Annotated in this window: 19 protein-coding genes, 2 tRNA genes and 1 other annotated feature; of the genes, 2 read left to right on the top strand and 19 right to left on the bottom strand. The window is 49.7% G+C overall.

Features of this window, described 5'->3' with window-relative positions:
• Positions 1 to 105: 105 nt before the first annotated feature.
• The 12 genes from DWZ76_RS10060 to DWZ76_RS10005 all read right to left on the bottom strand — a co-directional run bounded on the left by DWZ76_RS10060 (position 106) and on the right by DWZ76_RS10005 (position 10,234).
• Positions 106 to 194: transfer RNA gene (locus DWZ76_RS10060), tRNA-Ser, on the bottom strand.
• 44 nt (positions 195 to 238) lie between these two features.
• Positions 239 to 324: transfer RNA gene (locus DWZ76_RS10055), tRNA-Ser, on the bottom strand.
• 268 nt (positions 325 to 592) lie between these two features.
• Complete coding sequence (gene rplA / locus DWZ76_RS10050) at positions 593 to 1,288, bottom strand: 50S ribosomal protein L1 (protein ID WP_022359097.1); 696 nt, start codon at positions 1,286 to 1,288, stop codon at positions 593 to 595.
• A gap of 67 nt (positions 1,289 to 1,355) precedes the next feature.
• Positions 1,356 to 1,781, bottom strand: a complete 426-nt coding sequence (rplK, locus tag DWZ76_RS10045; protein WP_022359098.1) for a 50S ribosomal protein L11 — start codon at positions 1,779 to 1,781, stop codon at positions 1,356 to 1,358.
• Between the two features lie 69 nt (positions 1,782 to 1,850).
• Entirely contained in the window at positions 1,851 to 2,369 is a 519-nt protein-coding gene (gene nusG / locus DWZ76_RS10040) for a transcription termination/antitermination protein NusG (protein WP_022359099.1), read from the bottom strand.
• Between the two features lie 17 nt (positions 2,370 to 2,386).
• On the bottom strand, positions 2,387 to 2,590 hold the full coding sequence (secE, locus tag DWZ76_RS10035) for a preprotein translocase subunit SecE (protein WP_022359100.1): 204 nt from the start codon (positions 2,588 to 2,590) through the stop codon (positions 2,387 to 2,389).
• Between the two features lie 58 nt (positions 2,591 to 2,648).
• Entirely contained in the window at positions 2,649 to 2,813 is a 165-nt protein-coding gene (gene rpmG / locus DWZ76_RS10030) for a 50S ribosomal protein L33 (RefSeq protein ID WP_207722866.1), read from the bottom strand.
• Between the two features lie 261 nt (positions 2,814 to 3,074).
• Entirely contained in the window at positions 3,075 to 3,830 is a 756-nt protein-coding gene (locus DWZ76_RS10025; RefSeq protein ID WP_118472563.1) for a YcxB family protein, read from the bottom strand.
• Between the two features lie 187 nt (positions 3,831 to 4,017).
• Entirely contained in the window at positions 4,018 to 4,767 is a 750-nt protein-coding gene (locus tag DWZ76_RS10020; protein ID WP_243017807.1) for a ComF family protein, read from the bottom strand.
• Entirely contained in the window at positions 4,764 to 7,130 is a 2,367-nt protein-coding gene (locus DWZ76_RS10015) for an ATP-dependent RecD-like DNA helicase (protein WP_118472562.1), read from the bottom strand. The genes DWZ76_RS10020 and DWZ76_RS10015 overlap by 4 nt, the downstream gene beginning before the upstream one ends.
• 33 nt (positions 7,131 to 7,163) lie before the next feature.
• Positions 7,164 to 8,165: a rod shape-determining protein gene (locus DWZ76_RS10010; RefSeq protein WP_022359104.1), complete on the bottom strand. Its 1,002-nt coding sequence runs from the start codon at positions 8,163 to 8,165 to the stop codon at positions 7,164 to 7,166.
• A 515-nt stretch (positions 8,166 to 8,680) separates the two neighbouring features.
• Positions 8,681 to 10,234, bottom strand: a complete 1,554-nt coding sequence (locus DWZ76_RS10005) for an ABC-F family ATP-binding cassette domain-containing protein (RefSeq protein WP_118472561.1) — start codon at positions 10,232 to 10,234, stop codon at positions 8,681 to 8,683.
• A gap of 329 nt (positions 10,235 to 10,563) precedes the next feature.
• Here DWZ76_RS10005 and DWZ76_RS10000 point away from each other — a divergent pair, with 329 nt between their 5' ends.
• Positions 10,564 to 11,709, top strand: coding sequence for a putative ABC transporter permease (locus tag DWZ76_RS10000; protein WP_118472560.1), 1,146 nt, complete (start codon positions 10,564 to 10,566; stop codon positions 11,707 to 11,709).
• Positions 11,710 to 11,762: 53 nt separating this feature from the next.
• On the opposite strand, the gene DWZ76_RS09995 is transcribed toward DWZ76_RS10000, so the two are convergent.
• Together DWZ76_RS09995 and DWZ76_RS09990 are read right to left on the bottom strand one after the other, a co-directional pair.
• Complete coding sequence (locus DWZ76_RS09995; protein ID WP_118472559.1) at positions 11,763 to 13,499, bottom strand: phospho-sugar mutase; 1,737 nt, start codon at positions 13,497 to 13,499, stop codon at positions 11,763 to 11,765.
• Positions 13,500 to 13,688: 189 nt separating this feature from the next.
• Positions 13,689 to 14,669 (bottom strand): phosphotransferase, encoded by a 981-nt coding sequence (locus tag DWZ76_RS09990; RefSeq protein WP_118472558.1) that lies wholly within the window; start codon positions 14,667 to 14,669, stop codon positions 13,689 to 13,691.
• A gap of 504 nt (positions 14,670 to 15,173) precedes the next feature.
• Between DWZ76_RS09990 and DWZ76_RS09980 the strand changes: the two genes are divergently transcribed.
• On the top strand, positions 15,174 to 16,484 hold the full coding sequence (locus DWZ76_RS09980; protein ID WP_333549126.1) for an MATE family efflux transporter: 1,311 nt from the start codon (positions 15,174 to 15,176) through the stop codon (positions 16,482 to 16,484).
• Between the two features lie 135 nt (positions 16,485 to 16,619).
• On the opposite strand, the gene DWZ76_RS09975 is transcribed toward DWZ76_RS09980, so the two are convergent.
• The 5 genes from DWZ76_RS09975 to DWZ76_RS09950 all read right to left on the bottom strand — a co-directional run bounded on the left by DWZ76_RS09975 (position 16,620) and on the right by DWZ76_RS09950 (position 23,898).
• Positions 16,620 to 18,014, bottom strand: a complete 1,395-nt coding sequence (locus DWZ76_RS09975) for a polynucleotide adenylyltransferase (protein WP_118472557.1) — start codon at positions 18,012 to 18,014, stop codon at positions 16,620 to 16,622.
• Position 18,015: 1 nt separating this feature from the next.
• Positions 18,016 to 19,449 carry a proline--tRNA ligase gene (gene proS, locus DWZ76_RS09970; RefSeq protein ID WP_118469492.1) on the bottom strand — a complete coding sequence of 478 codons (1,434 nt, stop codon included), beginning with the start codon at positions 19,447 to 19,449 and terminating at the stop codon, positions 18,016 to 18,018.
• Positions 19,450 to 19,537: 88 nt separating this feature from the next.
• Positions 19,538 to 19,757, bottom strand: a binding site (T-box leader).
• Positions 19,758 to 19,992: 235 nt separating this feature from the next.
• Positions 19,993 to 21,474 (bottom strand): alpha/beta fold hydrolase, encoded by a 1,482-nt coding sequence (locus DWZ76_RS09965; protein WP_118469493.1) that lies wholly within the window; start codon positions 21,472 to 21,474, stop codon positions 19,993 to 19,995.
• Between the two features lie 258 nt (positions 21,475 to 21,732).
• Positions 21,733 to 22,815: an AI-2E family transporter gene (locus DWZ76_RS09960; protein ID WP_118472556.1), complete on the bottom strand. Its 1,083-nt coding sequence runs from the start codon at positions 22,813 to 22,815 to the stop codon at positions 21,733 to 21,735.
• 357 nt (positions 22,816 to 23,172) lie between these two features.
• Positions 23,173 to 23,898: an RluA family pseudouridine synthase gene (locus tag DWZ76_RS09950; protein ID WP_118469495.1), complete on the bottom strand. Its 726-nt coding sequence runs from the start codon at positions 23,896 to 23,898 to the stop codon at positions 23,173 to 23,175.
• Between the last annotated feature and the right edge of the window lie 167 nt (positions 23,899 to 24,065).

The raw sequence follows: 24,065 nt of genomic DNA, 5'->3' as shown, positions 1-24,065 counted from the left end.
ATGTTCTCTTGAACTTCAAGGCTTAACCAAAAGCCTTTGTTCTTAGAATTTTCAGGGTTTTACATACTGTTCAGTTTTCAAGGTTCCTGATGCTTTCGCACCGAACGCAGAAGGAGGGATTTGAACCCTCGCGCCGCTACTAACGACCTACTCCCTTTCCAGGGGAGCCCCTTCAACCTCTTGGGTACTTCTGCAGGTTGATTTTCATATCTTATGAAATTAATAACCGTTTTTGAAACGGAGAGAGTGGGATTCGAACCCACGCGCCCTTTCGGACAAACGGTTTTCAAGACCGCCTCGTTATGACCGCTTCGATATCTCTCCAAAAATGTGCTTAGCCATTATATAATGGGTATTCATTTTTGTCAAGGACTTTTTCACTCTCTTTTTGAAAGTTTTCACAATCATCTGTGCGTCTTGACTCTTTAATTTTCGTTTCCGCTTTCTCAGCGGCAACAGAACATATTTTATCACTACTAAAGTATAAAGTCAACTGTTTTTTTGACTTTATTTATATTTTTTCGACAATCGAAAAAACGAGGACGAAAGACCCAAAAGTCCCTCATCCTCTTGATTCTATAACGTCTTCTGATTAGCCAATCAGCTTACCTACGTTCAGCTTAACGCCCGGGCCCATGGTAGAAGTCATGGTTACGCTCTTTAAGTAAGCGCCCTTTAAGGTAGCTGGTTTTGCCTTCAGGATAGCGTCAATAAGCGTCTGGAAGTTGTCCGCTAACTGCTCCTCTGTGAAGGAAGCTTTACCTACTGGCACGTGGATAATGTTAGTCTTATCAAGTCTGTACTCGATCTTACCGGCTTTGATATCATTGATAGCTTTGGTTACATCCATAGTAACAGTACCAGCCTTCGGGTTCGGCATTAAGCCCTTCGGTCCAAGTACACGACCAAGACGTCCTACAACGCCCATCATGTCCGGAGTAGCTACTACTACGTCGAAGTCTAACCATCCCTCGTTCTGGATCTTCGGGATCAGCTCCTCAGCGCCTACGAAATCTGCGCCTGCAGCCTGAGCCTCTTCTGCCTTCGGTCCCTTAGCAAATACAAGGATACGAACGGTCTTACCAGTTCCGTGCGGCAGTACAACTGCACCACGGATCTGCTGATCAGCATGACGGCCGTCACAACCAGTTCTGATATGAAGTTCTACGGTTTCATCGAATTTAGCACCTGCAGCCTTCTTCACGATGGAGATGGCATCTGCAGCTTCATAAAGGCTTGCGCGATCTACTAATTTAGCAGCCTCTACGTATCTTTTTCCTCTTTTCATTATAAAAAACCTCCTAGTGGTATTGTCGGGGAATTCCCTCCCACGTTACTGATAAACATCCCGAAAATTACTCGGCAACTGTGATACCCATACTTCTTGCTGTACCAGCGATCATGCTCATAGCAGCTTCAAGGCTTGCTGCATTTAAGTCAGGCATCTTTAATTCTGCGATCTTCTGCAGATCCTCTTTCGAGATGCTAGCTACCTTAGTCTTGTTCGGTGTAGCGGAACCGGATTTAATCTTGCAAGCTTTCTTTAACAAAACGGCAGCCGGCGGAGTCTTTGTGATGAAGCTGAAGCTTCTGTCAGCATATACAGTAATAACAACCGGGATGATCATATCGCCCTGGTCTGCTGTCTTAGCGTTGAACTCTTTCGTGAACTGTACGATGTTTACACCGTGCTGTCCAAGAGCCGGACCTACTGGCGGAGCTGGTGTAGCCTTTCCAGCAGGAATCTGTAATTTAATATATCCTGTAACTTTCTTTGCCATTGTTGGCACCTCCTATAAATTGTGGTAATTGCGGGGATTTCCCTCCCACAGGCTCATAAATGAACCTCTTTACATCATCTTCTTGATCTCTGTGAAGTTCAGTTCAACCGGTGTCTCACGGCCAAACAGTTCTACACGAATCGTCAGGGTCTGTCTTTCCTCGTTGATGGACTCGATAACACCAACGGTATCTTTCCATGCCCCTGTCGTTACAACAACCGTGTCGCCGACCTCAAAGTCAACAACAACGCCGGTTTCCTTAAATCCGAGACCGGCCATCTCCTCTTCCGTCAAAGGAACCGGTTTGGAGCCCGGACCAACAAACCCGGTCACTCCGCGGGTGTTGCGTACTACGTACCAGGTATCATCATTCATAACCATGTTGATCAGTACGTATCCGGGAAACATCTTCTTGGCAACCTGTTTATTGGCTCCATTCTTGACTTCGATAACTTCCTGCATCGGCACGGAAACCTCTAAGATCTGATCCTGAAGGTTCCGGTTCTCGATCGTCTTTTCGATGTCAACCTTTACTTTGTTTTCATAGCCGGAATAAGTATGCACTACATACCAATTTGCTTCTGCCATATTTCTCACCTTTGCCTTTACATAACGAAGTGCAGTCCAAACACGATTGCCGTGTCAAGAGCCGCAATGATAAGTCCCAGCGCAACGGAAACGGCGATGACCGCTCCAGTCTGCTTCGTAACTGTCTCTTTGTCAGGCCAGATGATCCTTTTGTACTCAGCTTTTAGACCTTTCCAGAAACTCTTTTTAGGAGCTTTTTTGGTATTTTCTGTATCACCCATTTTTGTCCTCCAAAGCGCTCAGGCAGATGCCCGATCGCGCAGAACCAACCAGTTACTCTTACTTCGTCTCTTTGTGTAACGTGTGTGTCTTACAGAATCTGCAGTACTTTTTGGTTTCCATTCTGTCCGGATGAGTTTTCTTATCCTTGGTCATGTTGTAATTGCGCTGCTTGCATTCTGTGCATGCCAGTGTAATTCTTGTACGCACAACTTCCACCTCCATTTTTCTTAGTATGCGATCTTTCCACTCTCCAACCGGAAATCTGGTTTTTGAGCATAAAAAAAAGACCTATGTTCTTCCATTCGCCCGTCTACTATATCATAAAAGAAGCGGCGCGTCAAGCAATAACTTGCCGACATTCGCCGCCTCTTTTATATTATAGATATCGTTTTCACTTAGTGCAGGCTGGAACCAGATTCTGCCCGCGCCTCGTATTTCACATTATCAGGACTTACAATGATGCTATAAAACAATCAGAAACGTTTACTCATCGGTTTCTTCCTCATCTGCCGCCTGGCTTCCGATAAAATGCGCCATTTTTCCAATCTTACCCATATGGCTTGTATCCACGCGGGTGATCTCCGGCTCATCAGCTTCCACAACATCATCCTCAAGCGCGGCGTTCTGATGCAGGGCGCCGCCCTCCTGGTTCTCCGCATTTTCCGGATTTTTTGTCACGGATGGATATTCTTCCGGGTTTTCCTTGGCATCCGCAAGCTTTTCATTCATGAATGTCTCAAACTGCTTTTGCTCTTCCTCGCTGGAAAATGCCGACTTGGCGATAAACTGCCAGGTTTTCTCGTTCGTCTCAAGCAGATACATCCGCTCAATCTCAACCATCTGCTCAATGTCGCTGTAGCTGTAAGTCTTGGTCATCTCCTGTGCCGCAACCGTCATGGTCAGTGTCTTCTCATCCAGCGTCAGATGTACGACTGGGAAATTGCCCGTCTTTTCCAAATTTTTAAGTCCGCTCCGTTTCCAGATCATACGCTCCTGGTTCTGGTTTGAAATCATGTAAAACATGCCGATGCCGACCAGCACCGCTATCACGATGGACGGTACAAGAAGAACCAGATTGCCCTTTGCCTGCATCACATTTTTTCCCAGAAAGAGAGCTAAAAATGCGACATATAAGAGTGCCGACACCATCTTCATTTTCTTGGACTCATGCTTAAGCACGTTCCAGTGAATCCAGTTTTTATAATCTTCCTTTTCCAGGCGATATTCAAATTCCTGCATTCTTTTTACTCCTTTTCTTTCTTACTTGAAATCTCCCCCCGCATTCCTTCCGTCTCCTGAACCTCCTTTTGCCTCTCCCGCAAACTTTTAGATTCAAATGCTTTCTACTATTCTTTTCATCCAGAAATGCCGGAGTATTTCCACTTATAAGGCTTCCCTCTGCCTATCTTCTCTATCATATCCCACTTTAGCGTCCTTGTCCAATACAAACAGCAAAAAAACAGACTTTTTCGATCCCCGCAGACAGAAGCGCCCGGGTACACGCTTCCGCCGTGCTGCCGGTCGTATAAATATCATCCACGAGAAGCACGTTTTGCACACCACTTGCCCGGATTGCCTCCGCATCTGCCTGAAACGCCTGCTGTAAATTCCGGAGCCGTTCATCTGGATTCAGCTCTTTCAGGGGTTCTGTATTTCGTATCCGATATAAAAATTCCGGGCACACCGGCATTTCCAGCCGCTCGCCCATCCGCTTTGCCAGAACCTCCGCCTGATTGAAACCACGTTTCCGTTTCCGCGCCGGGTGGACCGGAACGGGAACCAGACCGTCAAACTGCCACTCCTCCCGATTTTCATGCTGCCTCAGCTTTTCCGCTGCAGCTTCGGCATAAAAATCGAGATATTCCCTCTTATTTTTATATTTAACCGCTGCCATCGAGCGCGCAGCTTCCTCCGTATAGTTAAAGAGTGCCATCCCACGCGCAAATGACCGGCGGTGTTTCACACAGTCTGGACAATATTCGATTTCTTCACTCCAAACTTCTTTTCCACATTTCTGACAAACCGGCGATTTGACAGGCGAAAGCCTCAAAAGACACGAAGGACAGATAAGCCCGCCCTTCGGCGTCACGATCTCCCCGCAGACCGGGCAGCGCCTTGGATATAGCGCATCCAGAGCGGCGCGGGGGAATTGATTCCATTTTATATTTTTTATCACAATGTCTCCATAATTTCTTCAATGCGGTCGCGCAGTCCCGAATAGCGCTTCTGTTCCATCGCATTGTCCACCATCTGCTGAAACACATACGGGACACCGACCAGGCAGACACAGGCTCTTGCCCTTGTAACCGCCGTGTAAATCAGATTCCGCGTCATCAGCATCTGCGGTCCGCTCCAGACCGGAATCACGACCGCCGGATACTCGCTTCCCTGCGACTTGTGGATCGTGATCGCATATGCCAATTCCAGCTCCTCCAGCTGCTTGAAGCTGTACTCGACACGTTTTCCCTCATCATACTCCACGGTTACCAGCTCCGCAAAGGTATTGATCTCGCGGATGCGCCCAGGATCCCCGTTGAACACGCCGGCTCCCTTGTCCACCGGGATGCCGCTGCGGTTGTAGGAGGTCCACTCAATCTGGTAATTGTTCTTGATCTGCATGACCTTGTCGCCCACACGAAACGTCGTCTCGCCATACTCTTTTTCCGCCTTTTCTGCCGATGGCGGATTTAAAAATTCCTGCAAAATGGAATTTAACCGTATCGATCCCAGCACTCCCTTCCGCATCGGCGTCATGACCTGTACCTCAAACAAATCGGCATGGACGTAATTCGGCAGTTTTTCACGTACCAGCGTGATCATTGCATTGATGATCGCATTCGGATCATCACGCTTTATAAAGAGGAAATCCCTGCTTGACTTTCCAATCGGAATGCGCTCTCCGGCATTGATGCGGTGGGCGTTGACGATAATATCGCTCTGCGCCGCCTGCCGGAAAATCCGGGTTAGCTTTACCACATGGAAACACTCTGACTCGATGATATCACGCAGGACATTGCCCGGTCCGACGCTCGGAAGCTGATCCACATCACCTACCAGAATCAGACGTGTGCCGACATTGACCGCCCGGAGCAGCGAATGCATCAGATTGATATCCACCATCGACATTTCATCGATAATGATGACATCAGCTTCCAGCGGATTGTCCTCGTTCCGCTCAAAATGCATCGAAGTCGTCCGGCTCTTCTCATCCTCCTCTGGCATTCCCGTCAGCTCTAACAGGCGGTGAATCGTCTTCGCCTCATAGCCTGTCGCCTCGGTCATCCTTTTTGCTGCGCGTCCGGTCGGGGCTGCCAGCAGGATATCCATGTCTCCCTTTTCAAAATACCGAATGATCGTGTTGATCGTCGTCGTTTTTCCGGTACCCGGACCGCCCGTGATTACCAAAAGTCCGCAGTTGACCGCCTCAATCACCGCGCGGATCTGCAGTTCATCCAGCTCGATCTGTTCCTCTTTCTGGATGACTGCCAGACTTTTCCGAATCTGTTCTTCCGATTCGGAACCAGTGATGTTTAAGTCGTGCAGCATGCGGGCGGTGTTTAGCTCGGTATAATAGTAGTGTGATGCATAAACGGCGCGTTCCGGGGCGTTTGCTATATTTGATACATTTGATGCATTCGGTTCACCCAAAACATCTGGCTGCGGCTGCATCTGCCCCGACACTGCCGATTCCGCCTGAACAAAAACATCCATTTCTGCTGTTTTCTGCTTTTTCCTCTCCCGGATCACCAGCCGTTTATCCATCTGCATATCCATCAGATGCTTGTCAATCTCGGAAATCTCAACCTGTAGAAGCTTTGCCGCCCGATCCGCCAGCTCGTCCTCCGGCAGGTATGTGTGCCCGTTCGCCGTCGCCTGATAGAGTGTATACAGGATGCCGCTCTTGATGCGGAAATCCGAATCTGCCACGATTCCTATCTTCGCCGCGATCTCGTCTGCCATCTTAAAACCGACGCCCGGAATATCGTCCGCCAGCTTATACGGATTGTTCTGGAGAATCGTGTACATTGCCGGACCGTATTCCTGGTAGATTTTAACCGCCAGATTGATGGAAATGCCATAATTTTGCAGAAACATCATCGCCTGGCGCATATCACGCTTTTCCTCGACCTGTTCACCGATGGACATCGCCATTTTTTCACTGATTCCCTTGACCTCCGCGAGGCGTTCCGGCTCTTCTTCCATGATGCGGAATGTGTCCGCCTTAAATTTTTTAACAATCCTGGAAGCTAAAGCAGCCCCGACGCCTTTGATGGCGCCGGAGCCTAAATATCGTTCCATGGAAACAGTATCCTCAGGCGCTTTCAGCTCATAGCTTTCCACCGCCATCTGTTCCCCGTAAATCGGATGCTCGGTCATACGCCCGCTCGCCTCGATCATCTCGCCCTCTGCGATGTAGGAAAAAGTGCCAACCAGCACATATTCCTCCCCGTCGTCCAAGCCGCTGATAGAGAGAACCGTATAGCCATTGTCCTCATTGCGGTATTTTATTTTTTCAATATATCCTTTAACTGCTGCCATATTTTTATGCTATCCGCCTTCCGGCGGTTCTCTTTAATCGTAGTTTTTCTTCTCACCGTGTGCGAACTCGATAAACTTACCCGTTCCGATCGCAACTGCGGTCAGCGGATCCTCTGCGATCATCGTGGAAATGCCAGTTTTCTCCTCGATCAGGGCATCCAGACCGCTTAACAGTGCGCCGCCGCCTGTCAGTACGATACCACGGTCAAAAATGTCGGCTGCCAATTCCGGCGGCGTCCGCTCGAGTACGTTGTGAACGGCATCTACAATCTGGAGTGCCGGCTCGCGCAGCGCTTCCAGCGTCTCATCGGATGTGACAACGATCGTCTTCGGAAGTCCGGTAACCAGATTTCGTCCGCGCACTTCCATCGTGATTACCTCCGGACGGCGGTATGCCGCACCGATATTTATCTTGATCTCCTCAGCGGTTCTCTCACCGATCAAAAGATTGTGTTTCTTTCTCATGTAACGGACCAGTGCCTCGTCGAAGTCATCACCAGCCACTTTAATAGAAGTGCTGACTACGGTACCGCCCAGAGAAATAACGGCGATATCTGCCGTACCACCACCAATATCTACGATCATGTTGCCGCACGCCTTGGAAATATCGATACCAGCGCCGATCGCAGCTGCTACCGGCTCCTCGATGATCGAAACCTCGCGTGCGCCAGCCTGGTAAGTCGCATCCTCAACCGCCTTGCGCTCTACCTCGGTCGCACCGCTCGGGATGCAGACGCTGATACGCGGCTTGCGGAGTGTCTTCTTGCCGACTGCCTTGTTGATGAAATATTTCATCATCTTCTCTGTCACTGTATAATCTGAAATAACCCCCTGGCGCAACGGACGGACCGCTACGATATTGCCAGGGGTTCTGCCGATCATCAGGCGGGCTTCCTCGCCGATCGCCATGATCTTATTCGTATCCCGATCGATCGCCACTACGGACGGCTCTTTCAGTACGACACCTTTTCCCTTGATATATACAAGGATGCTGGCTGTACCCAGATCGATACCAATATCATTGGACATCAACATAGTTGTTTTCCTCCTGCTCTGAATATGCACTCTTGAGTACATAAATCTATGAGTTTCATTGTATTTTATCTTCTTTATTTCAGCTTTTTTCGCTGTCATCCAGCCCGCGCATTGTTTTAGAGCGGACTATACCACTTACTATTATATACAACTTTCGATTCTTTTGAAAGAGGTTTTTATTTTTTTATGGACTTTATATTTTTTTTATGAAAGGGACATATTTTAGTCACAAGTTTCTCCTATAATACAAGTATGTTATCCGAAAGGGTAACAGGCCTTTGTTTCAAGTGTTACTTGAAATAAAAAAGCTTTTTCATACTCATACCGGACGATACAAATCGTCCGGCCCCCCTAAGCCAATTTCTTTTTTATATATACCTACCATTCCCAATTTAAGAAAAACAGGAACGCCATCGGACTCTCAGCCGATGGCGTTCCTGTTTTTTGTCAGTGCCAGACACCTAAAAAAAGAGCTCTATACTGAATGTTGGGGTACGCTCAAAAACATTTTTTTCTTATATTTTCAGACTCCACTCACTGCAGTCCCAGACCTTCGTTGCGAATCCCTCATAGAAATCCGGTTCATGGCAGATCAGAAGGATATTTCCTTTGTACGCCGCCAGCGCACGCTTTAACTCCTCCTTCGCCTCAACGTCCAGATGGTTCGTCGGCTCGTCGAGAAGCAGAAGGTTCGTCTCGCGGTTGATCAGCTTACACAGGCGCACTTTTGCCTGCTCGCCACCGCTGAGCACGCGCACCTGGCTCTCGATGTGCTGGGTCGTCAGACCGCATTTTGCCAGTGCGGAACGCACCTGGTACTGGGTGTAGGACGGAAATTCTTTCCAGATCTCATCGATGCAGGTCGTCGTATTGCCCGGCGCCATCTCCTGTTCGAAATAGCCGATGGAGAGATAATCGCCCAGCGTCACCTTGCCGGACACTGCTGGAATCAAACCTAAAATACTCTTTAAAAGCGTCGTCTTTCCAATTCCGTTGGCACCGACCATCGCAATCTTCTCGCCGCGCTCCATATAGAGGTTCAGCGGACGGGACAGTGGCTCGTCGTAACCGATTACCAGATCCTCCGTCTCAAAAATACATTTTCCGGAGGCTCTCGCCTCCAGGAAGTTGAACTCTGGCTTCGGTTTTTCCTTCGCCAGTTCGATCACATCCATTTTATCCAGCTTTTTCTGGCGGGACATCGCCATATTTCGCGTGGAAACACGCGCTTTATTACGTGCCACAAAATCCTGCAGCTGCGCGATCTCCTGCTGCTGACGCTTATACGCTGCCTCGAGCTGCGCTTTCTTCGCCTCGTGCACCTCGAGAAACTTGTCGTAATCGCCCACATAGCGGTCAAGCCGCTGATTTTCCATATGATAAATGATATTTACTACGCTATTTAAGAACGGAACATCGTGTGAAATCAGGATGAACGCATTTTCATATTCCTGCAAATACCGTTTCAGCCACTCGATGTGCTGCACATCCAGATAGTTCGTCGGCTCGTCCAGCAACAAGATATCTGGCTTTTCCAGAAGCAATTTCCCGAGCAGTACCTTCGTTCTCTGTCCGCCGCTCAAATCCGTTACATCGCGGTCCAGACCGATATCGGTCAGCCCCAGCGCACGTCCGACTTCCTCTACCTTCGCATCGATGGAATAAAAATCGTGGTTCATCAGAAGATCCTGGATCGTTCCCAGCTCTTCCATCATCACGTTCATCTCATCCTCCGATGCCTCGCCCAGATGGTCGCAGATTTCATTCATCTGCACTTCCAGCTCAAACAGGAAGGAAAATGCGCTCTTCAAAACCTCGCGGATCGTCATGCCTTTTTCCAGCACCGTGTGCTGATCCAGATAGCCGACGCGCACCCGCTTTGACCACTCTACTTTTCCCTCGTCCGGCTGCATATGCCCGGTAATAATATTCATAAACGTCGATTTACCCTCGCCGTTCGCACCGATCAGACCGATGTGCTCACCCTTTAACAGGCGGAACGAAACATCCTGAAAAATCGCCCGGTCACTAAAACCGTGGCTTAAATGTTCTACATTCAGTATACTCACGTGTGTACCTCTCCTATTTTTCTTTTTATTGTAAATTGTTTGTATTTGTTGAATTGTTCTTTGTTTTTCTGCAAATTTTATCCTGGAAAACAACTCCACTTCATATAAGATTTGCTTTCTGTACGTCTGCCTGCTGTCTGTGGCAAAGCCGACTTCGATTTATTGTACACGAAGCGTGCTTTTGTGGCAAGCGGAGATTTTGGAATTATCTTTTTTTACCCAGATGCCTTGAACTTTTCTAGATTTATATAGTAAGATAAGAAACAACTTCATTTTAGATACGTTTTTCAACCAATGAGAAAATGACTTGATTTTCTAAAGGAGGTTTTATGTATACCTATACCTGGTACCAATGGCTAGCTTTTTTCTATGTATACTGCTTTTTAGGGTGGATTTTCGAATCGACTTATGTTTCCCTGAAACAGAAACGGCTCGTCAACCGCGGATTTCTGCGGCTTCCGATGCTGCCGCTCTACGGTTCCGGCGCGGTGATGATGCTCTGGGTGTCCCTGCCGGTGCGGGACAGCCTGCCGCTCGTCTATATTTCCGGTTTTATCGCCGCCACGGCGCTTGAATATGTCACCGGCGCCGTCATGGAACGCCTATTCAAGGTCCGCTACTGGGATTACAGCAGCCAGCCGTTCCAGCTGCACGGCTATATCTGCCTGAGTTCCTCGATCGCGTGGGGATTTTTAACCATCTTTATGACCGATGTCATCCATGATCCGATCGCCCGCACTGTGCTTGCGGTTCCTCCGGTTATCCTGCTCATCTGCGATTTCGTCATCAGCGTTCTTTTCACCGCCGATGCTTACGAATCCATCAAGGCAGCCCTGGCTCTGGGTCATACGCTGGAAGCTATGACGAAGCTCAAAGCCGATATCGAAGAGCTCCAGTCCAAGATCGAGCTGCTGCGTGAGGAAGCCATTGAGCGCGGCGCCCTGACCCGTGAAGAAACAGCCGAAAAACTGGCAGCCGCCCAGGCAGAAGCCGCCCGCAGACTTGCCGCCGTCCGCAGTGACGCCGAAGAACGCCTGGCAACCGCACGCGCCGAGACTGCCAGACAGCTGCAGGCGGCTGCCACCGAACACAAAGAGCGCCTGGCTGAGACCAAGGCACTCGCCGAAAAACGCCTGTCCGATGTTCGAGAAGAAACCACCTCCCGCATCGAAGCTGCCAAAGCAGAAAACGCAGAACGCATCGAAGCTGCCAAACAGCGCGTCAACGAGCGCATTGCCGAAGTCCGCACCGAAGTCGATGCCCGCATCGCCTTCGACAACCGCCTCACCCGCCTGAGCACCCGGTTAGAAGAACTCAAACACCGCCGCCAGTCCCTGCGCCCGGCTAAAAAGCTCCATGCCTTCTACCGCCGCGGGCTGCTGAGAGGAAATCCTACTGCGGTTTCGTCGAAATTTGCAGCGGCGTTGAAAGAATTAAAAGAACAAAATAGCACAAAAATAGGACCTTTCGCATGAACGAATGGTCCTATTTCTTTTAGGAACTTATTTCATATCTTCTTTTTATTTTTCTACAGCAGTCCATTGACAATCGTCATCACAGACTCGCCTACCTTCTCTGATTTCGCTGCCGCGTCTTCCAGGGAGGTACCTTTCACGCCGTAGTAGAACTTGATCTTCGGCTCGGTTCCAGACGGGCGGACGCAGAGCCATGCGTTGTCTTCCAGTTCGTAGTAGAGAACATTGGAGGATGGAAGTCCGGTCGGTTTTACCTCGCCGGTTGCCAGATCCTTGACGGTATCTGCCTTGTAATCGCGGACAGCCAGCACTTTATGTCCGGCAAAATCGGACGGTGTGTGGGCGCGGAAATATTCCATGATCTCCTGAATTTTTGCCAGTCCCTCGATGCCCTTTAAGCCGATGGACTTCACTTCATCTTTATAATAGCCGTATTTCTCGTACATCTCGACCATCGCATCCCACAGCGTCATGCCTTTTTCCTTGTAATAAGCAGCCGCCTCGCAGAGTGCTGAGGTTGCGGAAATGGCATCTTTATCGCGTGCGTATGTACCGATCAGGCAGCCATAGCTCTCTTCCATGCCAAACAGATAGGTTCCTTTGCCTTCCTGCTCATTTTTGAGAACCTGTTTGCCGATCCACTTAAATCCGGTCAGAACCTCGATGAGCTCTGCGCCGTAATTCTTCGCAACTGCATCTACCAGATTCGTCGTAACGATGGATTTAACAACCTGTCCATCTGCCGGAATCTTGCCGTTTGCCTGTTTCTGGCTGAGCACATACTCGCAGAGCAGGGAGCCGGACATATTGCCGGTCAGCGGAATGTATTCGCCGGACTTGGTATCTTTGACATACACGCCCAGACGATCGGCATCCGGATCGGTTGCCAGAACGAGGTCTGCATTTTTCTCTTTTGCCAGGGCCAGTCCCAATTCAAATGCTTCCTTTGCCTCCGGGTTCGGATAGCTGACGGTCGGGAAATCGCCGTCTGGAAGCTCCTGCTGCGGAACCACATACACATGGGTAAATCCAAGCTCTTTCATCACACGGCGTGCCGGGATATTGCCCGTGCCGTGAAGCGGTGTATACACGATCGTGATCTGATCCTGCATGCGGTCAATCGCGCCCTGATTGACTACCTGTGCCTTGACCTGTGCAATATATTTGTCGTCGATCGCTGCACCGATGATCTCGTAGAGTCCTTTTGCCTTTGCCTCTTGTGCTCCCATCGTCTTAACGGTGGAAAGATCGGTGATCGCCATAACTTCCTCAGTCACACCCTTGTCATGCGGCGGTGTAAACTGTGCGCCGTCCTCCCAGTAAACCTTGTAGCCGTTGTACTCCGGCGGGTTGTGGCTGGCAGTGATGTTGATGCCGGCGATGCAGCCAAGCTCGCGGACTGCAAAGGAAAGCTCCGGCGTCGGGCGCAGCGTCTCGAACCGGTACGCCTTGATGCCATTTGCCGCCAGTGTCAGCGCTGCTTCCTCGGCAAATTCCGGGGACATATGACGGGAGTCAAATGCGATCGCCACGCCTTTTGCCGCGCCGCCCTGCTTGATGATGTAATTTGCCAGTCCCTGGGTCGCACGGCGGACGGTGTAGATATTCATCCGGTTAATACCTGCACCGATGATGCCGCGCAGTCCTGCCGTACCAAACTCCAAATCCATATAGAAACGCTCTTTAATCTCATTTTCATCGCCCTCAATGGCGCGTAATTCCTCTTTCGTTGCCTCGTCAAAGTATGGATTTTCCAGCCATTCTTTGTAAATCGTCATGTAATCCTTCATGATTCACTTACCCCCTGCTTTCTTCTAGGATGACTTTCTTTTTCTCCATTATAGTATAATTATTCTGAAAAATAAAGAGAATTTCGGTTACTATTCTTTGTCTTTATTTTTTCTCTTTTCAAAGTTTCTCCATGATGTATCGAATACGCTTAACCAAAGAATTTATATGCATATGTAAATCAACATTTCTTATCGGATTGCCTCAAGAAAGAGGTTCCGCGCCGTCTGCTGTTCTTCCAGCTTCTGCAGTTTTTCAATGCTGCGGACTGGAATCCACGCCTTGCCTGCATTATAATAAAAATTTAACTGTTTCCAGTATTTTTCCGGATATAAAAACAGGTAATAGAGGTATGTCCGCTCCTGTGCATTCAACGGCAGAATACGATCATACGTCTCCAGCAGCCGCATCCCCAGACGCAAATCCCAGCCATGCTTTTCCAATATTTTGCGCGTAAAATGATACAGGTCTTCGACCTGGACGCCCCGGTGCATCCGGTTAAATTCAATCACCGCCATCTCATTTTCTTCTGCCAATAAAATATGGTGCTGGTTCAGATCCCCGTGACACAGGTAGTTTTCCGGCTCGCCGTTCCGCTCGATCTGCGCTTTCAGCCCGCCTGCTGCTTCCTGCGCCTGCTCATAAAAGATGGCAAAGCTTCCGCTGACTGCCCTCTCAAAATCCGATTTACGCCGTTTTTTCCGGATATAATTCCGCGTACGGACAAGTTCCCGGTTGTGGCGCTCCATCTCCGCCACCGCCGGACGCGTGAGAATTGACCCCAGATTCCACGACTCATCGATCGCAATGCCGCGCAATGTCCGGTGCAGCTTCGCGATCTGCCCGACCGCCCGGACTACCTCCGCCTCGCTCTGCACACTGCACTCGCGCCCGGAAAACCATTCCTTCACAACACACCGCGTTCCATCCTCCGCCACCGACAAAAGCTCGCCCTCCCGGTTCCGCATATACTGATCGGTCCGGCATGTTTTCTGATTTTGCAGAACATTCATGATTTGTTCTTCAAATTCAAGACGTTTGACGGTCCCCTTATATTCCCGGAGGAGTTTTAACCCCTGACTCGTCTCGCAGATCCACGCGCCTCTTCCACGGCGCTTCGACTGCACTTCCAGTTCATACTGTTCCAGCACCTCGGTTGTTCTCTCGTTCACAACTTCCCCCTCCTGCCTCTATCCGGCTGCCCGCCTTTCCATTTCCCAAAAGAATGTGGACAGCACATTTTCACGCCGGACCACAGCTGCTGACAGCTATGTTAATTGCAACATTCACACGATTATGCAAATATGCACATCAGACACCCAGCCTGCTACTCCTAACCTATGAGAGGGGGCTTACAAATATGCTTATGCATAAATATCGCAGATTTGAAACACAATGCACAAACTATCACACACAATCGCCAATGTGGAGTGATTACGAAATTCTGTTCATTGCCATCATTTTAACGGTATGTTACAATGATTCACGTTGGGATAAAAAAGCGGTCTGGCTATTTGTCCCAACAATCAGGCAAAAAATCAAATAATATATTTTACTATAAATGAAAAGGAGGGCTCTCTTTGTCCATACAATCCGCTCATCGTTCCAACGATGAAAATACGCGCCCGCATTCAGGCGCAGCATCATCCCGTGAAGCTGATCTCGGCAGTGCGCCGATCGGGGCACTTCTTTTTAAACTGGCGCTCCCAGCAATTGCCGCACAGATCATCAACGTTCTCTATAACATGGTTGACCGCATGTACATCGGCCATATTCCGGACATCGGTCCCAGCGCCCTGACCGGCGTCGGCGTCACAATGCCAATTATCATGTGCATTTCCGCTTTTGCCGCGCTCGCCGCCATGGGCGGTGCCCCGCAGGCGTCGATCCTGATGGGAAAAGGCGACAAGGATTCCGCAGAAAAGGTACTCGGCAACTGTACCTTCATGCTGACCGTCATTTCGCTCGTCCTGACCGCCCTGTTTCTTGGCTTTGGGCGCCCGATCCTCCTGATGTTCGGCGCCAGTGAGAAGACGATTCTCTACGCCTGGAACTACATGAAAATCTACGTCTGCGGCACTTTCTTCGTCCAGATGGCGCTCGGACTCAATGCCTTTATCAACGCACAGGGTTATGCCAAAACCGGCATGATTACCGTTGCCATCGGCGCTCTCTGCAACATCATCCTCGATCCGATCTTTATCTTCGGACTGCATCTGGATGTGCGAGGTGCGGCACTTGCAACCATCCTTTCACAGGGTATTTCCTGTATCTGGATTCTGCGTTTTCTGACCGGAACGCATAGTACCCTGCGGATACGGCTCCGCAACCTGCGCCCGCAGAAGAAATTTATCCTGCCATGCCTGGCGCTCGGACTGGCGCCATTTATCATGCAATTTACAGAAAGTGCACTGTCCATCAGCTTTAACACCAGCCTGTTGAAATATGGCGGCGATACCGCGGTCGGCGCGATGACGATTCTTTCCAGCGTCATGCAGTTTTCCATGCTGCCGCTGCAGGGGCTCTCACAGGGCGCGCAGCCGATCATCAGCTTTAACTATGGAGCAAAAAATATCGACCGTGTGAAAAAAGCGTTTCACCTGCTTCTGCGCTCGGCAGCCTGCTATTCCACCTTGCTCTGGCTCTTATGTATGCTGGTTCCACAGATTTTTATTTCCATCTTTACCAGCGACGCAGACCTTGCCAGCTATACCATCTGGGCGCTCCGGATCTATATGGCAGCTTCCCTGCTCTTTGCCGTCCAGCTCGCCTGCCAGCAGACTTTTATTGCCCTTGGAAATGCGAAAACATCCGTCTTTCTGGCATTGCTCCGGAAAGTGCTGCTTTTGATTCCGCTGATCTTTATCCTGCCGCATTTCGTTTCAAATCCGGTATTCGGCGTGTTCGTGGCAGAACCGGTGGCAGATACGATTGCGGTGGCGACGACGGCAGCGCTGTTTTTCAGGGAGTATAAGAAATTGGGATAACTCTTTTAATCATCCTCTGATTGAAACTATTGTTGTTAAAAAAGCAAAAGAGAAAAGAGACAAAATCGTTTGTCCGGCTTGTCCTGCCGGTTCCAAACGATTTTGCCTCTTTTCTCTTTTTATTTATTAATCTTCTTATGCTTTACTGGTTTTGGCATTCTGCGATTGTTTCAACACTTCCACCTCAGCCAGAAGCCGCTCTTTCTCATTCCAAGCCGGATTCTCCAGCACCTTTTCAAAGAGAAGATGCAGCGTTTTTCCAAGCGCCGGTCCCGGCTGGATGCCTGCCTGAATCAGGTCTTTTCCGGTTACCGCCAGAGTTTTAAAACGGGTACAGTCACCGCGCTCCCGGATCTGCCTTGCAAGTGAGCGAACCATTTTCACCGCATCCATGCGCTCCGGCATCAGAACTTCCTGAAGGAGAAGCAGCCAGTCAAAGACCGTATCTTCCATCGCACTCATCGCGTGGCGGACAGCGCTTTCCTCCGGTTCCATCTGCATGAATGCAAAACGGCTCAGAATCTTCGCCTTATCGATCGTGTCGTTGTCCATCTTGAGTTCTCTCAGAACCCGGACACAAGTTTCCTCGCCCGACGGGGCAAGAAAATACGACCAGCGCAAGGCTTTTTCTGCTGGCAGATGTGCAGCAGCAGCAGAAATTTCCCCCGCCATGTCTGTCTCACATTCATGTTTCACGAACATGTGCCCCTGCTGCGCTACCGTTTCCGTTTTGATCGCATCCTTGTCAGCAGCCGGCACATCCTTCGAACATACTTTCTCTTCCAAACTCTGCTTTGCACAGCTTTTCCGCTTTTTCCACGCCGCAAATACCTCCGGAAATGTCTTTGAAATGTAAGGTGCCAGTCCTGCCGCCTCCGTTTTCCAGATAAATTCCGGGCGGTCGGACAGGAGTGTTTTTGTCAACTCCACCTGCACCCGTTCCTTGCTCACATGGACAAGGGAGGGCGCCAGCTCACAGAGCGCCTGCCAGGTCTTTTTCTCTATCGAAAATCCCAGCTGGGCCGAAAAGCGGACGGCACGCAGGATCCGGAGCGCATCTTCCGTAAACCGTTCTCCCGCATCCCCGACGCAGCGGATCCGGCGCGCTGCCAGATCCTCCGCCCCGCCGAAAATATCGACAATTCCCGTTTCGTGGCTGTATGCCATCGCATTGATCGTGAAATCACGCCGTCTCAAGTCCTCACGCAGTTCGGCAGTAAATACGACTTCCTTCGGGTGGCGTCCATCCTCATATTCACCGTCAATCCGGTAGGTGGTTATTTCATATCCGATATGATCACGCATGACCGTGACCGTACCGTGCTGAAGCCCGGTGTCGATCGTGTGACCGAACACCTGCTTCACCTCCTCCGGGTGCGCCGAGGTCGTGATATCCCAGTCACCGGGAATCCGCCCCAGGATCGCATCGCGGACACAGCCGCCGACTGCAAATGCCTCGTAACCATGTTCTCGCAGCTTTCCCAGGATTTCCTCGACCTGGACCGGCATTTCTATCCGTTTTGGAATCATATTAATATGCCTTACCCCAATAAACCATCTTCGTTGCCGGCTTGCCGCAGCATACGCAGGTGTCAGCCAGATGTTCCTGATTGAACGGGATGCAGCGGGAGGTTACGCCGACTACTTCTTTCAGTTTATCCTCGCACTCCTGATTGCCGCACCACATTGCCTTGATGAAGCCTGGCTTATTTTCTGCGATCTCCTTCATCTCATCCAGTGTTGTCGCTACATAAGTATGGGAATCTCTGTGTGCTTTTGCACGCTCAAACATATCGTGGTGAATCGTCTCCAGAAGCTCGCCAACCTTTGCTACGATCTCATCCAGAGATACCGTAATCTTCTCATGCGTATCACGGCGAACCAGAACTGCCTGATTTTCAGCAATATCTCTCGGTCCGATCTCGACACGTACCGGAATACCGCGCATCTCGGACTCGCTGAACTTCCATCCCGGAGATTTGTCGGAATCATCCACTTTGACACGGAAGTTGGACAGAACCTCTTTTACCTCAAATGCCTTGTCCAGAACACCCTCTTTTGCCTGCTGAATCGGAACGATCATAACCTGGGTCGGAGCTACCTTCGGCGGCAGAACCAGACCATTATTGTCACCATGAACCATGATGATCGCGCCTACCATACGGGTTGTCATACCCCAGGAAGTCTGATGAACGTATTTTAATTTATTATCCTTATCCAGATACTGGATGTTAAATGCCTTTGCAAATCCATCGCCGAAGTTGTGGCTGGTGCCGGACTGCAGTGCCTTGCCATCGTGCATCAGGGACTCGATCGTGTAGGTTGCCTCTGCACCGGCAAATTTCTCCTTGTCAGTCTTGCGTCCGCGGATAACCGGAATTGCCAGGAAGTCCTCGCACAGATCCGCGTATACATTTAACATCATCTCGGTACGCTCCTGTGCTTCCTCAGCGGTTGCATGAGCGGTATGACCTTCCTGCCATAAGAACTCTCTGGAACGCAGGAACGGACGGGTGGTCTTTTCCCAACGTACAACCGAAGCCCACTGGTTGTAGTTTCTCGGCAGATCGCGGTAAGAATGTACGTCATGTGCATAAAAATCGCAGAACAGAGTCTCGGAAGTCGGACGTACACACATTCTCTCCTGTAACGGCTCTAAACCGCCCTGTGTCACCCACGCTACTTCCGGTGCGAAACCTTCTACGTGATCTTTCTCTTTTTCCAGAAGACTTTCCGGAATAAACATAGGCAGATATACGTTCTCTACGCCGGTTGCCTTAAAGCGCTTGTCCAGTTCATTGCGGATATTCTCCCAGATCGCATATCCGGCCGGTTTGATAATCATGCAGCCCTTTACACTGGAGTAATCAGAAAGCTCTGCTTTCTTTACGATGTCCGTATACCACTGGGCGAAATCTTCATCCATCGATGTGATGGCTTCTACCATCTTCTTTTCCTTTGCCATGTCATTTCTCCTTGTTAAAAACATTTTATTGTTGTTTTGTATTTCATAGAAATAAAAAAGCCCTCCGATCCCTGCTGATCGCTGCGATCAAAGGGACCGAATGGCTTAACTTCGGCGGTACCACCCTGCTTAACCAGAATTTCGTTCCGATTCTGGCTCACTTAACTTCCGTTAACGCCGGAAATACGTTGCATTTTCATGCACAGCTCCAGGGCCGGTTCAACTTTCAGGGACACAAAAGCCTCTCACCATACGGCTTTCTCTCTGGACGTGTGTCAAAGTTTACTGATTCCTCTCTTCGCCTGTTTTGTTTCTTATTGTTTGATGTTCTAAAATCAAACGCTGGATTTCTTCCACGGCATCCACAAACTCAGCCGCGCAAATCCTGACAGTATTATGATTTTACGCCAATCGGTCGGGTTTGTCAAGGCTGGAACTCGCCCTTGTACAAGTCTTGACGATACCTCGCATTTTTTACTCGGTCGTCACTGACTCGGTTGCGTCCGAACAAAAAATAATGTTTTTATCCCTATCTTACGAATCCTATTTTAATAAAATGTCCTCCCGGTACATCTCCGCCAGTGACCGCAGAATCTTCGCCGTCATCCCCCAGATGATTCCTTCCTCGCGGCGGTAGAAGTAGACATCGTAATGTCCGCGCCGCCAGCGGTAATCGCGTCCGCCCGGAACATCTTCAAACGGGAATGTCTCTTCCGGCACGGTCACAAGTTCTGTTTCATATCGCTCCGGTTCATGTTCCGCGAACCAGCGGAGCGGGACAGAAAAGGTATGATCGACCTCCGCCTCGGAATATGACCAGCGGTAGCCCTGCAGCGCACCTAAAAATGGAGAAATCTCCATCGCTCCGGGTGCTTCCAGCACATCCAACGGCGCGATAACGCGAATCTGGCGGCGACTGATTAAGAGTTCTTCCATCGCCTCACGGATCGCCGCCTGCTTCGGTGTCTCGTCCCGCTCAACGGCACCGCCCGGAAAACAGATTTCGCCCGGCTGAGTTTTTAAGCTTCCCGCGCGCACCTCAAACACCACGTGGTACTCCCCGCCTTTCTGAATCAAAGGTACCAGCACCGCCGCCCGACGGATCTTCTCCTTCTCCAGCCTTCCGGCTCTCCGGCTGCCCCAGACTCGGCTCATCTGCGCCAGCTCGCCGCCCTGTGTCTGTTCCAGGAATGATGCAACACATTGGTTAAATGCGTCCGGGTTCTCTGCTGCAATAAAATGGGTGCCCTCTAAAAGCCGAATCCTTGCGTTTGGCAGAGAACGTGCGATTTGGCGCGTGTGGCATTCGCGGATCATGTCGTCGCTCCCTGCTACCACAAGGACGGGCATTTTCAGGCGGTGGAGAAGTTCAGGGCGGATCCAGGGTTCATACAACATTAAGGATAGAAGCTCTTTTTTGTGTATATTTGCCTTCCGATCATTTTCCTTATTTTCAGGAATTTTTTCTTTCTGACAGCTTCTTCTCTGTTGTTTATTCAGTCCTTCCTGTCCATTCTGTTTTTCGTTTTCTTTTGAAAATTGCTTTTCTGTCCGCATTTTTCCTGCTGCCATCTGCATTTTTCCCCGTATCTGCCCGATGCCGCTTTTCTGCAGCCAGAGCTTCCCCACAACTCCCACATACTCCCGCGCCACATCCGCCAGCACGGACGGCTTCATGCCAAACGGGTTTAAGTTCGCTCCATTTAAAATCAGCCGATCGACATATCCCGGATATTTCAGTGCAAAAATCAGCGCAATATTGCCGCCGTCGCTGAACCCCAGCAAAATGATCCGCCTAAGTCCCCGGCGGTCAAGAAATCCTTTCAAATCATCAGCAAACCGTTCCAAGGTAAATGTCCCACAACCACGCGGAGATCTGCCATGTCCACGGGTGTCCACCGCAATCACGAGATATTTTGATTCAAAAAAGGATATCTGGTTCACAAAGTAGGAGCTGTCCTCTCCATTTCCGTGAAGCAGCACCATCGGCTGTCCGGAGCCTGACTCTTTTGTATATAAATTCACGTTTGTTCCTCCATATTAAATGATATGCATATTTATTTCAGCTTAACATCCAGCTATCTTCCAGCAACTCTTTCTCTGCTGTTTTCCAGAACTTTTATGCGTTTTTAATTCCTTATCTATTATATATGATCCTTTTGTCTCGCGGCAATTCTAAAAAATCCTTTCATCTCCTTAAATTTCCACATTCAAAAGCAATTTCAGATCGCCCATCCACCAATACTCCACTTTTTTCCTCTTTTTTCCTCTAAAAGCGCCTACTTAATGAGCATCCGCTCCTTCGTCCGCTTCCCCATACTCCTCCACAAAATCCTTAATAATCAACAGCCCAATCGGACCCAGCAGAAATCCAAACAGACTAAACAGCTGCAAGCCCACATAGATCGCCGCCAGCGTTTCAAGCGGCGACAGCCCCATTTTCTTCCCCATCAGGTGCGCCTCCGTGAACTCACGCAAAAAATAACAGAGCAGATACAGCCCGAAGAGAATCAGCGCGTGTCCCCACTCCCGCTTAAACAGGAGAAAAAGACTCCACGGCACCAGCGCCGTCCCTGCGCCGAAGATCGGCAGGGCATCCAGAACCCCGATTCCGATTCCACCCAGAATATAATATGGATTTCCAATCAGCAAAAGCCCCGCCATCGAAAATGCCGAAGTCATCAGGAAAATGACCGACTGGGTTTTCAGCCATGCGCTTCCTGTCACCGCAAGGCGCCTGCCGAGCAGGAAAAATTCGCGGTGAAACATCGAATCAAACCGCCTCCGGCGCAGTTCGTCCATCTCCTGTAAACTCAAAATCGAGGCAATGAAAAATAAAACAACCACAATAACCGCGCGCACAATCCCCGCCGCAGCAGGAACTGATTTCTGAAGGAGCTGCGGCAGCAGGATCTCCTTGACCTGTCCACCGCCCTGCAAGCCTGTTCCGCGAAAGAGCTGCCCGATTTTACCGGCAGGCAGATGAAGGACTCGCTCGATCGACTGTTCAAATTGCTGTCCGAGCAGTGACAATTCCTCCATCCGTCCTGGAAGCTCTTCTAAAAAGTGTTCCAGCTCCTCCGTGAAACGCCGTCCCCCTGCTGCCAGCAGACCGACCAGAAAAATGCTCAGCAAAATCAGCTCCACGCCCCCGATCATACCGATGGGAACGCCGATCATGCGCCCGCGGAAGGAGATTCGCAGCCGTTTTTCGAGAAATGCTGCCGATGGCTGGAGAAGCAGCGCCATCAGATACGCTGCCAGAAATGGGAATATAAGCGGCAGCAGGTAACGGAAACTCAAATACACGCCCGCCGTGACTGCTGCTGTGAGAAATGCTTTTTTCTGTTTTCTGCTGAGTGCCATCTGTCTGCTCCACCTTCCCGATTTTTTCTTTATGCCATACACCGTTATGGTTCTATGATTTCTACAGCCATCCATTCAAACAAACGTCTTTTCCTTAAACCTACACGCCCTTTTTTCCGGATGTATGACAACGAAAAACCACAGGAAACCGGTGTCAGCTCCCGCTTCTCCCGGCTCCTGCGGTCTCTTTTGTAAGCCCTCTTTAGTCGCTCCGGGGCTTACCCATGGACTTTGCCCATTTATGATTCGTACTTCCTTTGTACACACTCTAGTATGGGCAGGCTGGATAAAAATATACACATCTTACCTTCTATTCACCCTTGATCTTTTATTTTCTTGACTTATAGAAAAGTTCGCTCACAGAACAAATTGCGGTTTGGTGGAAAACTCCATTCTTTTTCCCGTCACCGGGTGAAGGAACGATAAACGGACCGCGCACAGCGCCAGCGGTTCCCGACGGGCACGTCCCACGGAAGCAGCCGCTGGTGCGCCATACTTGGTATCTCCCATGAGCGGTGTCCCATGCGCGGCAAACTGTACGCGTATCTGATGGTGGCGTCCTGTGTGAAGATGGATTTCCACCAGTGAACGCACGGTACCGTCTTCCTGTTCTTTTTTTTCTAATATCTGATATTCCAGCTCTGCCCGTTTCGCACCGGCGACCGACTTATCCACAATCCGGCTGGTATTCGTTTTCCCGTCTTTCAACAGATAATCCACGTACTTACCCACATTATCCACAGGTTTTCCACATACGAGCGCCTGATAGATTTTCTCCAGTTTTCCCTCCTGTACCTGACGGCTTAAGTGCGCTGCCGCTTTCAGGTTCTTGGCATATACCATCACACCGCGCACCGGCTTGTCCAGTCGGTGGATAACTCCAACATACGGATCCACCGGGGCTGTGGACGCTTTTGGGGATAATCCTGTGGATAACTTTTTCGTCTCCTGCACCTTCCGGTGGAGATAATTTTTTATCTCGCTGACCATATCCGGCTCCAGGCGTCTCGATGTCTGCGACTCAACTCCAGCTGGTTTGACCACAACTAAAATATCTTTATCTTCGTATAATATATCTAACATAACCGATTTCCTCTCTACTTCATCCATGAATTCCCGAGCATTTTAACTTCTCAAATCATCTATGATCCATTTTATCTTCCACTTGTTAAAAACGCTTCGTTAATTTCTCATATTATAACATATCCCATTCCCCTCTTGCATATTTTTCGAAAAAGATGTATAGTATA

Source organism: Clostridium sp. AF35-15, from assembly GCF_003477745.1.
GTDB classification, from domain to species: Bacteria; Bacillota; Clostridia; order Lachnospirales; family Lachnospiraceae; genus Otoolea; species Otoolea fessa.
Note: the sequence above shows the minus strand (reverse complement) of the source record. Positions and strands in the feature narration are given on the sequence as shown.

Coding starts and splice junctions, on each gene's coding strand:
- rplA (WP_022359097.1), bottom strand. CDS start 1,288: ATGAAAAGAGGAAAAAGATACGTAGAGGCTGCTAAATTAGTAGATCGC.
- rplK (WP_022359098.1), bottom strand. CDS start 1,781: ATGGCAAAGAAAGTTACAGGATATATTAAATTACAGATTCCTGCTGGA.
- nusG (WP_022359099.1), bottom strand. CDS start 2,369: ATGGCAGAAGCAAATTGGTATGTAGTGCATACTTATTCCGGCTATGAA.
- secE (WP_022359100.1), bottom strand. CDS start 2,590: ATGGGTGATACAGAAAATACCAAAAAAGCTCCTAAAAAGAGTTTCTGG.
- rpmG (WP_207722866.1), bottom strand. CDS start 2,813: ATGGAGGTGGAAGTTGTGCGTACAAGAATTACACTGGCATGCACAGAA.
- DWZ76_RS10025 (WP_118472563.1), bottom strand. CDS start 3,830: ATGCAGGAATTTGAATATCGCCTGGAAAAGGAAGATTATAAAAACTGG.
- DWZ76_RS10015 (WP_118472562.1), bottom strand. CDS start 7,130: ATGGCAGCAGTTAAAGGATATATTGAAAAAATAAAATACCGCAATGAG.
- DWZ76_RS10010 (WP_022359104.1), bottom strand. CDS start 8,165: ATGTTGATGTCCAATGATATTGGTATCGATCTGGGTACAGCCAGCATC.
- DWZ76_RS10000 (WP_118472560.1), top strand. CDS start 10,564: ATGTATACCTATACCTGGTACCAATGGCTAGCTTTTTTCTATGTATAC.
- DWZ76_RS09995 (WP_118472559.1), bottom strand. CDS start 13,499: ATGAAGGATTACATGACGATTTACAAAGAATGGCTGGAAAATCCATAC.
- DWZ76_RS09975 (WP_118472557.1), bottom strand. CDS start 18,014: ATGATTCCAAAACGGATAGAAATGCCGGTCCAGGTCGAGGAAATCCTG.
- proS (WP_118469492.1), bottom strand. CDS start 19,449: ATGGCAAAGGAAAAGAAGATGGTAGAAGCCATCACATCGATGGATGAA.
- DWZ76_RS09960 (WP_118472556.1), bottom strand. CDS start 22,815: ATGGCACTCAGCAGAAAACAGAAAAAAGCATTTCTCACAGCAGCAGTC.
- DWZ76_RS09950 (WP_118469495.1), bottom strand. CDS start 23,898: ATGTTAGATATATTATACGAAGATAAAGATATTTTAGTTGTGGTCAAA.